Source organism: Nostoc sp., from assembly GCF_036917395.1.
Lineage (GTDB): Bacteria > Cyanobacteriota > Cyanobacteriia > Cyanobacteriales > Nostocaceae > Nostoc.
In genome coordinates this window covers 58,312-69,049 of sequence record NZ_JBALDI010000025.1, presented here as the reverse complement: position 1 = coordinate 69,049, position 10,738 = coordinate 58,312, and the positions used below count along the sequence as shown (strand labels likewise).

Sequence of the window (10,738 nt, the reverse complement as noted above, 5' to 3'; positions counted from 1 at the left end):
TCACCTGAGTAAGATACTGGCATCGAATCTAACAATTACTTTACTCCCATTTTACCCGAGTTTGTGGTTTAATTACCTGAAAATTGCTGTAATAGCCTATTTACAGCAGAATTGAAGTATTTGAACCACATTTGTTGTAAAAGCGCAAGGCCTTCATCCGTGTCAAATTAAGGCAAAAGCCAGTCTAGAACATGCTTTTAGAGATTGTCTTGTTCCCAGTCTCTGACTGGGAATGCCTAACGTGAGGCTCCGCCTTAAGACTTGCGGCACCGCAATTGATTTGCATTTCCAGCCAGAGGCTCTTAACGAGGATTTTAAAAGGGTTTGGGCTTAAGTTGACACCAATGGCAAGGCCTTGCGCCCCTACCGCGTGGTCTATTTATCTGAAAATAGCTGTAAATGGCTATTGGCTTAATAACTAGTTATTGAACAAATCCAAATCCGTTACTGCACCGACACTGCTAGAAGATACCAAAAAGGCATATTTTGCCAACACGCCTTTAGTGTAACGGGGTGAAGGAGGTTGCCAGTTTGCACGGCGACGAGCTAATTCTTCTTCAGATATATTCAACTGCAATAAACGAGCTGGTGCATCAATAGTAATACTATCGCCTTCTTCTACAAGAGCGATCGCACCACCAACTGCGGCTTCTGGTGCAACGTGACCAACCACCATGCCGTAAGTGCCGCCAGAAAAGCGCCCATCGGTAATTAATCCCACAGCATCACCCAAACCAGCACCGATAATTGCCGAAGTGGGAGCTAGCATTTCCCGCATACCTGGGCCACCTTTGGGCCCTTCGTAGCGGATGACGAGAATATCACCTGCTTGAATTTTACCCGCCAAAATTGCATCTAAAGAAGCTTCTTCTGATTCAAACACCCGTGCAGGCCCAGTAATTACTGGCTTTTTCACTCCGGTAATTTTAGCGACCGCACCTTCTGTTGCCAGATTACCTCTGAGGATGGCTAAGTGTCCTTGGGCATACATCGGGTTATTCCAGGGACGGATCACATCTTGGTTGGCGGATGGTTCTTCTGGTATATCTGCTAATATCTCTGCAATCGTTTGACCACTGATGGTAAGGCTATCACTATGTAATAAGTCATGTACAAGTAACATCTTCATTACTTGGGGAATGCCACCAGCTTTGTGCAAATCTGTAGCTACATATTTACCACTGGGTTTTAAATCACATAAAACAGGGACACGGGCGCGGATAGTTTCAAAGTCATCCAGGGTTAACTCTACATTAGCAGCGCGAGCGATCGCTAAAAAATGCAACACCGCATTTGTCGAACCACCTACCGCCATAATTACAGAAATAGCATTCTCTATAGATTGGCGGGTGATAATTTGGCGGGGTAAGATTTGTTTGCGAATAGCTTCAACTAACACAAACGCTGATTTTTCCGTACTATCAGCTTTTTCGGCATCTTCCGCCGCCATTGTCGAGGAATAAGGCAAACTCATCCCCATCGCCTCGAAAGCTGAAGACATGGTATTAGCTGTGAACATTCCCCCACAGGAACCAGCACCAGGACAAGCACGGCTTTCAACTTCTAATAGTTCTTTGTCGTCAATCTTCCCAGCACTATATTGACCAACAGCTTCAAAAGAACTAACAACAGTTAAATCGCGTCCGTTGTAGTGTCCAGGTTTAATCGTGCCACCGTAAACGAATATTGCAGGGATATTCATCCGGGCGATCGCTAACATTGCCCCTGGCATATTCTTATCACAACCGCCAATAGCTAGTACACCATCCATACTTTGTCCAGTACAGGCGGTTTCAATCGAGTCGGCAATGACTTCCCGCGACACTAGGGAATATTTCATCCCTTCAGTTCCCATCGAAATCCCGTCGCTGATGGTAATTGTGCCAAACACTTGTGGCATCGCCCCAGCGGTTTTTATCCCAACCTCTGCCCTTTGTGCTAGTTGATTGATCCCCATATTGCAGGGGGTGATAGTGCTGTAACCGTTGGCAATACCGACAATAGCTTTATTGAAATCTTCATCTGTAAAACCGACAGCACGCAGCATTGCTCGATTAGGCGATCGCTGCACCCCTTGCGTTACAACTTGGCTTCTCAAATTCTCCGACATAGTTACATCTTCCTATGACTTCCATGTATGAGTATCATAGGTAGCAATTTTTCCGATGTCCAATATATATTTATGAATATTTGAGACTTATAAAATATCAAAACTATGGAACTGCGACACCTGCCCTACTTCATTGCTTTTGCGTCTACGTTTTATTCTTTATTACTAAAATTTGATACCACTTTCTCAATTGTCTTTTAAGCATTTTAAGATTTTTGAGGACATATGCAGGCAGCAATCCAAACATCAAAGAAATAGGTTTATGCGAATATACTTTTATAGTATAGTGTGGGCGCTTATCCATCTTCCAATTGTCGTACCAAGGAAAATCACTAATTAGATTAATCTCGTCAACTTTATCCTCATAAGCTGACTTAACTACTTGTTCAAAAAGTATAGTGCCAGGAGAAAATTTGGAATAACTCTCATCGTAAGCCAACTTCCAAATAATGGTTGAACGCTTCAACTTAATCGCTAAATTGATTGCAATTGTCTTACCTTCAGCTTCAATTAATTGCCATTCAAGCCAACCAGCTTCTGATAATCGGCGTGTAAGATTCGTGTAAAATGATACATCTATTGATGAATTTGCAATTAAATGTCCTTTAGTTCTTTTCCAACTGGCAGTTTCCACTTCTATTAATTGAGGTAAATGTTTTTCAGTGGCATCGCTTCCTTTAAGGAAAATAGTTTTCACACCTTCTATTTGATAGAGTTTCTTTCCCGACCTTTTGATAGTACTTTTTAAATTACCATTGAGGTTTTTTCGATATTCATCAAAACAGCCAGTTATTTTTAAGTGAGCTCCCATCATCCAATCAAGTTCTTTAATGAGGATAGTATCTGACATCCCTTCTAAAGCAGCAATAGTCGGTGAGTTCTCCGGTAAACGGTTAAATACCATGCCCAGATGATGGGGACAAAATTGTTTCGCAGCATCAATAAGGACTGGAATAACTATATTTTCAAGCCCCAATGCGGCTACAATATCAAGCGAACATGATTGCGAAGCTCTACGTGTAACTAATAACGAAAATTTGAATCCAAATAACCGTTGTGGAGTTACAATTAGCGGCAAAACACCTACTAGCTCCGAATCGTTATAAGCAAATACACAAAACCATGATTCGTCAACTTCCACATAGTGTTCAAAATATGATGATACCCATGCATAAGATGTCATTGGTAACTGTTGAGTAGATTCAAAAACAATCTGATTCCAACTGTCTGCATGGAGCTTGAGTTCTTCAAGGTTTTCAACAATCTGTATTTTTAATTTTTCCTTAATTAATAATTTTGATTCTGTTAATGCTACCATAGTTATAAATCTCTAATTACTAAGTTTTTACATGATAAGTGCAAAGCTACGAGTTTAGGGAAAATAATGTCTTTAAAAACCGGACTTATACTGCAAACCGAGAATTTAGTAGTTGATTTTATAGAAAACAAAACCAGCTTACTTAAATTAACTTTTATTATACATGAAAAAGCTGGTTGTGTCATAGCTCAAAGGGAATAAGTAGCTACTTGAAAATCCCGCCCAGAATTTAGGAATAGAGTATATTAATTCCCCAACCGACGAGGATTGTATGTGAAGCTTCAAATGAACAAGAGAAGAGCACCATATTGAGCTAGAGTTATCCAAAGTCCAAGGGTCAATTTTTAGGTGCTGTTGATTATCCCTTGTTATTTTTGCTGCTTTGGATTAGCTTGACAACATTTGACAAGGGGTTGTTTAGCTAAATTCTCTAACTCTACGGATTTACACCAGTTTTCACGTATTTGAACCACAGTGTAAGGGCACAGCAATGCTGTGCCCCTACGGCTAATGTGGTCTATTTACCTGAAAATAGCTGTAAGCAAATTTATCCACTCCACCGCTAGAGTTGGATCTTCAGGTTTGGCAAGACGCAATTCAGCCAGAGTAGTCAAGGCATCGTACCAAATACCATTCTCAGCATAGAGGTTTACCCGTTGCTGAGGAGTTACTTGCTTGGGACACTAAGCAACCCGCCTAAAAAAGACCAGCCCCAAACCCAAATTACTTCACCCCAAAGTGGCCAAGTCCACAACAAAGGTTGTCCGTCCAAAGCAGCACTGAGCAGTTGACTGACCATCTGGGCTTGTAAAAATACTCCTGGTATTGCCTGTAATTTCCCTTGAGGAGTGGTGTAGGGAGTTAACCAATAATCATGAAAAGTTTCTGCTGTTGTGCCAATATAGAATCTGCCAATGCTGCTCCCATAACTGATCAGTAAGGTCTTGGCATTGTGGTTCAACTAAAAAAGTGATGTCTGCATTGGGTAATAAATTAAGCAACGCCTGGTCTGCTTTAGTATTAATTCCTTGACTGTTACCCAAAATCGCTAAGATTTTTACTTTGTCGGATGTGGTTGTTATTCGGTTGACTTGTTCGTAGGGGGGAGCGCTCAGAGCTATTTCTGCTTTGGGATAGCGTTCTGGCAAATCCCAAAGATGCCAGGGAAGTTTCTGTAGTATAGGTTTCAACTCTTCTAGTTGTTTCGTAGGGTGCGTTATGGAAACGCCAAAATAACAAATGCGTTCGCCGAAATAACAAATGAGTTCGCCGAAGTAACAAATGGGTTCGCCGAAGTAACAAATGGGTTCGCCGAAGTAACAAATGGGTTCGCCGAAATAACAAATGGGTTCGCCGAAATAACAAATGGATTCGCCGAAATAACAAATGGGTTCGCCGAAATAACAAATGGGTTCGCCGAAATAACAAATGAGTTCGCTGAAATAACAAATGGGTTCGCCGAAATAACAAATGAGTTGGCTAGTAAGAACCGCAGGCATCGCCATGATTAAACTCTCATTAAAACTTTTAGGTTTATTTTTGCCTTACGTCACCAAGTGCAGGCGATCGCACAAAATTCCTTGAATTACCTGTTGTACAGCTTCTTTACTCAAGCTGCCATCTACCCGCACAATTCTTGAGGGATAGGATGCAGCTAAATGTGCGTATCCTTGCTGAACGCGCCGATGAAAAGCGATTGTCTCCTGTTCAATGCGGTCTAGTCCTACTCCATCTGAGAGTTTGCGGGCTAGTCCTACTTCAACATCGACATCTAGCCAAATAGTTAAGTCACTTTCTAAACCACCAGTAGCAATATAGTTAAGCTGATTGATTAAACTCATATTAAGACTGCGACCATATCCTTGGTAGGCAATGGTAGAGTCAGTGTAGCGATCGCATAAAATATATTTCCCTGCTGCGAGATTTGGTTTGAGTTCTTGTTCAACGTGTTGCGATCGGTCAGCAGCATACAACAAAAGTTCTGTCACTTGTGCAACTGGTTTATCCTCTGCCTTCTCTAGTAGCAAGCGGCGAAGATGTAAGCCTAACTCCGTTCCTCCTGGTTCACGAGTAACAACCACAGAAATACCCAGACTTTCCAGCCACTCAGAACAAAGCTGCATTTGGCTGGTTTTACCACAGCCTTCCACCCCTTCAAATACAATTAATTTGCCACTCATGTTTTTTTATTGTAATTGTAATTCCGCTAAACCAGTAAGCTATCTAATTGTCAACATAAATAGAAATTAGTTCGACACCCATAGGATCACCTAAGTTAAAAATTAGACTATCATTTTTAAAAAAGGATGATAGATAATTATGGTGTGTCAAAACTGTCAACAGGTTATAGAACAGTTAAATATTAATATTGACCTTTTATTTCATAAATTAGAGACAGTTTCAAATAGAAAGCAAATCAGTGAAATTGACAAGGAAATCATTTGTCAATCTTTATTAGGACACTCACGACAACATCTAGCTACAATCTTCAATTTATCTGACCAACAAATTAGAGATAGGCTCAGTAATAATATTTATCCCAGAATAGCAGAACTAATGCAAATTGACCAAGAACAGATAGCTGGGAAGTGGGTTAAGCTGCTTAATTTCTTACTTCATCCTAATAACGGATATAAATTGCAGACTGCTCCTCAATTAAACAATGATAACTTTCAAGGTAGTTTTGGCAGACAAATTTTTCTTTCTCCCCCAAATCAAGATATTGTGGAGTTACAGATACAAGGGAATAATTTTTATCAGCAAGGACTTTATTATCAAGCATTAAAATGCTTTATTTGGGCTTGGAAAAAAGAAATAGAAATTTATGGTACAGGGAATCCAGAAGTTCTAATTTATATTAATAACTGCTTAATCGAATATAAAGAATCTCTTTTACAACAGAAAAAAATTAAGATTTATACTTTGGCTGTAGTTGTGCCATTTTATCATAATCAAGGTCATGTTGCATCTGAAATTTTACGAGGTATTGCTCAAATTCAACTCCAAGTAAATCTTCAAAGCTTTGAGAAAATTTCACTAGGAACAGAAATAAATTTAGATGAGATAAAACCCGATAAGTTTTTTACTATAAATAATACAGATAGTCAAATAGCCTTCAAAATTTTAATTGTCAATGATCCTAATAATTTATATGCACCATATAGCCAAACAGCAGAGAATTTAGCCAATTTAGCGCCACAATTAAACCTGATTTCTATTATCGGTCACTATTCAAGTGAAATGACTAAGAAGGCACTACAGTTATATTCTCAAAATGGACTAATTTTAGTAAACTCTAGCAGTACCTCTAATGAACTTTCTCATTTATCTGGGGGTGAAAGCCTATCCTTTTTTAGACTGACTACTCAAGATAGCATAAATGCTACACAATTAGCTCATTATTTGACCAAAATATTGCCTGGTAAAAATATTAAAAAAGTAGCTATTATCTATAATCAAAATAGTAGTTATAGCATTTCATATAGAAATACTATCAAAAAATGTCTAGAGCAATATAAGGAACAGTTTATTTTTCTAAAAGAATGTAGTTATATTAGCGAAAAATATTATCATATTCAAGCTTATCTAGAAGAGATTAAACAGAATGGCGTTGATATTATTATCATAATTCCTGATGGAGGAATTGAACCTAATTCCCTCGATAATGCTGGGCTGATTAGTAGATTAAAAATGAATAACTGTCTAATAGCTGGTTCAGCAACTTTTTACCATGAGAATGTTTTACATTGGATGCATGAGCAAAGTCAGTATAATTTGGTAAATAAAAATGAGTGTCAAATTATAGCTTGTGTTCCTTGGCATTGGCACAGTAAAACAAATGGGTGCAATAGTGAAAATCAACTAGGGCAAAAGTTTTGTCAACTAGGTACTCAATTATGGGGAGAAGAAAACTTAACATGGCGTAGTGCAACAGCTTTTGACTCAGTGTTAATAATTCTGAGAATTTTAGAGCAATTTAACATTTCAGATAGTCAATCTTTACTGATATACATGAATAAATATTTCAAAGAAGACAAAAAACAAGTGAAAGGAGTTACAGGAATTATCCAATTTGAAAAAAATGGCGATCGCATCAATCCCCCAGCAGAAATAGTAGCCGTCAAATGGAACGCACAACAGTCTAAATGGCAGTGGACAATTTAAGATTTATGTTTCCCAGTTAATTGACTATATCTAAGATTTCACATCTGTAGAAAAATATTCTATACCTGAAGTAGAAAGACTTAATACCCATTGTTATGCTACCTGTATAGCGTTGAGGAAACAAAATAATGTTAAAAGTTTTTGCCGATCGCGGTGGTACATTCACAGATATTGTTGCTGTTACTAATAATCAAGCAATTATAGACAGACTCTCAAGACATCCTGAACGTTTTTTAATTGTTACTCTGCCTAATCAGCAATGGATTATAGTCTACAAGCTGCTTTCAGAAAATCCCGAACAATACCAAGATGCAGCCATCCAAGGAATTCGGGATATCATCGGTATTTCCAGCAACGAACCTATTTCTAGTGAAGCGATAGAAGTAGTAAAAATGGGGACAACAGTAGCAACAAATGCACTGTTAGAAAGGAAAGGAGACAGGGTTATTCTTGTCATTACCAAAGGCTTTAAAGATGCACTACGAATTGGCTACCAAAACCGTCCTAACATCTTTGCCCGTCATATCATTTTACCAACTATGCTTTATGAGCAGGTGATTGAGATTGATGAACGTTATGATGCTCATGGCAATGAATTAACCCCTGTAAATATTGAACAAGCTAAGAATGACTTACAAGCAGTTTACAACACAGGCATTCGGAGTTGTGCGATTGTTTTTATGCACAGCGATCGCTATCCTGAACACGAACAACAAATAGCCAAAATCGCGCAAAAAATCGGCTTTACACAAATATCTGTATCTCATAAAGTTAGTCCGTTAATGAAATTAGTCAGCCGAGGAGATACAACAGTAATCGATGCTTATTTAACTCCGATTCTCCGTCGCTATGTCAACCAAATAGCGAGTCAGTTAAGAATGGGGAATGGGGAATGGGGAATAGGGAATAGGGAAAATAACCACTCCCCACTCCCTACTTCCCACTCCCCGATTAAATTAATGTTTATGAAATCTGACGGCGGTTTAGTTGCAGCCGAACAATTTCAAGGCAAAGATAGTATTTTAAGTGGCCCGGCTGGGGGTATTGTCGGTGCAGTTCAAAGTAGTAAAAGAGCAGGTTTTGAGTTAGTTATTACCTTTGATATGGGAGGGACAAGTACAGATGTCGCCCACTTTAAAGGAGAGTATGAACGACAACTAGATTCAGAAATTGCTGGGGCGCGGATGCGAGTTCCGGTATTAGCAATTAATACCATTGCGGCTGGAGGCGGTTCAATTCTCTTTTTTGATGGTTCTAGTTATCGTGTCGGCCCTAAATCTGCTGGTTCAAATCCTGGCCCTGCTTGTTACCGACGCGGGGGGCCATTAGCGGTTACTGATGCCAATGTGATGTTAGGCAAAATCCACCCACAATATTTTCCCTCGGTTTTTGGAATTGATGGGAATTTACCTTTAGATAAAGATACTGTCATTCAGCAATTTACACAATTAGCGCAAGATATTCAAGCCGCTACATTCAATCATTGTACTGCTGAACAGGTAGCGGCTGGATTTATTGCGATCGCAGTGGAAAATATGGCGAACGCAATTAAAAAAATCAGTCTCCAACGGGGTTATGATGTCAGCCAATATGTGCTTTGTTGTTTTGGCGGCGCAGGCGGACAAGTTGCTTGTTTAATTGCCGACACCTTGGGAATGAAAAAGATATTTCTACATCCTTATGCTGGTGTTCTCTCTGCTTATGGAATGGGATTAGCTGATGTCCGGGCGATTAGAGAAGGAGGAGTAGAACAGCCTTTAACCCAAGCATTAATTCCTAAATTACAGCAGTTAATGGAATATTTAGAAACTCAAGCTAGAAGTGAAATAAATGAAGTTAATGCTCAAACAGAAATAGTAAAAAAAATCAACTTAAAATATGAAGAAACTAACTCTACATTGACCGTTAACTTTGCCGATAATGTGGTAGTTATGCGGCAAAAGTTTGAGGATGAACATAAATCCCGCTATGGTTTCATTCAATTAGATAAAACTTTAATTGTTGAATCAGCCTTAGTAGAAGTAATTCAGAAAATGGAGACTCCCGAAGAACCCTTAATTACTCGTAAACGTTCTATAAATAAAACCCCCGAAGCCGTTGAAATAGTAAGGATATTTACTGCTGAAAGATGGTATGATACTCCTGTTTATCGGCGGGAAGATTTACAACCAGAAGATAGTATTAATGGGCCTGCGATCGTTGTTGAAAAAATTAGCACAATTGTAGTTGAATCTAACTGGCAAGCAAGATTAACTGAAAGTAATCATTTAATTTTGCAACGTCTTGCATAAAGCTTTAAAGTTTAATTTCATTAACCAAACGTACTTACTTTCTAAAAATGATTAGGAGATTTTCAATGTTAAACTTTTCTTCTCTTCCTTCTGAAATACGCCAGCTTTGTCGAGACGGAAAATTAGATACACCTACTTCTGGGCTTGCACTAGGGTTTGTTCAAGCGAACTTAGTTGTATTGCCATACTCTTTAGCATTTGAATTTTTACTTTTTTGTCAACGAAATTCAAAGGCTTGTCCAATACTTGATGTCACAGAAGTTGGAGATTATGAACCTAAAATAATCGCTCCAGGCGCCGATATTAGAACAGACTTACCTCGTTACAGAATTTTTAGACACGGTGAATTAATTGAAGAAACAACCAATATAAAATCATTTTGGAAAAGAGATTTAGTAGCCTTTTTAATTGGTTGTTCTTTTTCCTTTGAAAATGCCATGCTCAACTCTAGACTACCAGTTAGGCACGTAGAAGAGCAAAAAAACGTTCCAATGTACAAGACAAATATTGAATGTATCCCGACTCGAATGTTTTCCAGTCCATTAGTAGTTTCGATGCGCCCACTTCCAGCTAATAACGTTGTTCGTGCTGTAGAAGTAACAAGTCGATATTATAAAGCACATGGTTCTCCTGTGCATATTGGCAATCCAGAAGTGATAGGAATTAAAAATTTAGAAAAACCTGATTATGGTGATGCTGTCACGGTTCGTGATGGAGAGATACCCGTTTTCTGGGCTTGCGGAGTCACTACTCAAACTGCAATTATGCAAGCAAAACCTGAACTAGCAATTACTCATTCTCCTGGATATATGTTTATTAGTGATTTGAAGGATGAATATCTTACTTTATAATTCT

8 protein-coding genes and 2 pseudogenes are annotated in these 10,738 nt (G+C 38.7%); 4 read left to right on the top strand and 6 right to left on the bottom strand.

Annotated features, from left to right (window positions below; genetic code table 11):
• Nucleotides 1-418: 418 nt before the first annotated feature.
• From ilvD to V7K46_RS10365, 5 genes and pseudogenes are all read right to left on the bottom strand, one after another.
• Nucleotides 419-2,110 (bottom strand): dihydroxy-acid dehydratase, encoded by a 1,692-nt coding sequence (gene ilvD, locus V7K46_RS10380; RefSeq protein ID WP_335112729.1) that lies wholly within the window; start codon nt 2,108-2,110, stop codon nt 419-421.
• 145 nt (nt 2,111-2,255) lie between these two features.
• Nucleotides 2,256-3,428: a GNAT family N-acetyltransferase gene (locus V7K46_RS10375; RefSeq protein WP_335112727.1), complete on the bottom strand. Its 1,173-nt coding sequence runs from the start codon at nt 3,426-3,428 to the stop codon at nt 2,256-2,258.
• A gap of 521 nt (nt 3,429-3,949) precedes the next feature.
• Nucleotides 3,950-4,093 (bottom strand): annotated as a pseudogene (locus V7K46_RS10370) (DUF928 domain-containing protein); the annotation flags it as partial.
• 2 nt (nt 4,094-4,095) lie between these two features.
• Nucleotides 4,096-4,389, bottom strand: coding sequence for a CHASE2 domain-containing protein (locus tag V7K46_RS32010; RefSeq protein WP_442939825.1), 294 nt, complete (start codon nt 4,387-4,389; stop codon nt 4,096-4,098).
• A pseudogene (locus V7K46_RS10365) lies at nt 4,325-4,606 on the bottom strand (CHASE2 domain-containing protein); the annotation flags it as partial. The pseudogene V7K46_RS10365 and the gene V7K46_RS32010, both read right to left, overlap by 65 nt.
• Nucleotides 4,607-4,639: 33 nt before the next feature.
• Between V7K46_RS10365 and V7K46_RS10360 the strand changes: the two are divergent.
• The gene (locus V7K46_RS10360) at nt 4,640-4,939 is read left to right on the top strand and encodes a hypothetical protein (RefSeq protein WP_335112723.1); all 300 of its coding nucleotides are present in this window, start codon (nt 4,640-4,642) and stop codon (nt 4,937-4,939) included.
• A gap of 33 nt (nt 4,940-4,972) precedes the next feature.
• Here the strand turns inward: V7K46_RS10360 and tmk are convergent, their stop codons facing one another.
• Nucleotides 4,973-5,608 carry a dTMP kinase gene (tmk, locus tag V7K46_RS10355; protein ID WP_335112721.1) on the bottom strand — a complete coding sequence of 212 codons (636 nt, stop codon included), beginning with the start codon at nt 5,606-5,608 and terminating at the stop codon, nt 4,973-4,975.
• Between the two features lie 139 nt (nt 5,609-5,747).
• On the opposite strand from tmk, the gene V7K46_RS10350 reads away from it, so the two are divergent.
• The 3 genes from V7K46_RS10350 to V7K46_RS10340 all read left to right on the top strand — a co-directional run bounded on the left by V7K46_RS10350 (nt 5,748) and on the right by V7K46_RS10340 (nt 10,734).
• A complete protein-coding gene (locus V7K46_RS10350; protein WP_335112719.1) occupies nt 5,748-7,592 on the top strand; it encodes an ABC transporter substrate-binding protein in 1,845 nt (614 codons plus the stop codon).
• 128 nt (nt 7,593-7,720) lie between these two features.
• Nucleotides 7,721-9,883, top strand: coding sequence for a hydantoinase/oxoprolinase family protein (locus tag V7K46_RS10345; RefSeq protein WP_335112717.1), 2,163 nt, complete (start codon nt 7,721-7,723; stop codon nt 9,881-9,883).
• Nucleotides 9,884-9,948: 65 nt separating this feature from the next.
• Nucleotides 9,949-10,734, top strand: coding sequence for a putative hydro-lyase (locus V7K46_RS10340; protein ID WP_335112715.1), 786 nt, complete (start codon nt 9,949-9,951; stop codon nt 10,732-10,734).
• The last annotated feature ends 4 nt before the right edge of the window (nt 10,735-10,738 follow it).

Coding starts and splice junctions, on each gene's coding strand:
- V7K46_RS10340 (WP_335112715.1), top strand. CDS start 9,949: ATGTTAAACTTTTCTTCTCTTCCTTCTGAAATACGCCAGCTTTGTCGA.
- V7K46_RS10375 (WP_335112727.1), bottom strand. CDS start 3,428: ATGGTAGCATTAACAGAATCAAAATTATTAATTAAGGAAAAATTAAAA.
- tmk (WP_335112721.1), bottom strand. CDS start 5,608: ATGAGTGGCAAATTAATTGTATTTGAAGGGGTGGAAGGCTGTGGTAAA.
- V7K46_RS10345 (WP_335112717.1), top strand. CDS start 7,721: ATGTTAAAAGTTTTTGCCGATCGCGGTGGTACATTCACAGATATTGTT.
- ilvD (WP_335112729.1), bottom strand. CDS start 2,110: ATGTCGGAGAATTTGAGAAGCCAAGTTGTAACGCAAGGGGTGCAGCGA.
- V7K46_RS10350 (WP_335112719.1), top strand. CDS start 5,748: ATGGTGTGTCAAAACTGTCAACAGGTTATAGAACAGTTAAATATTAAT.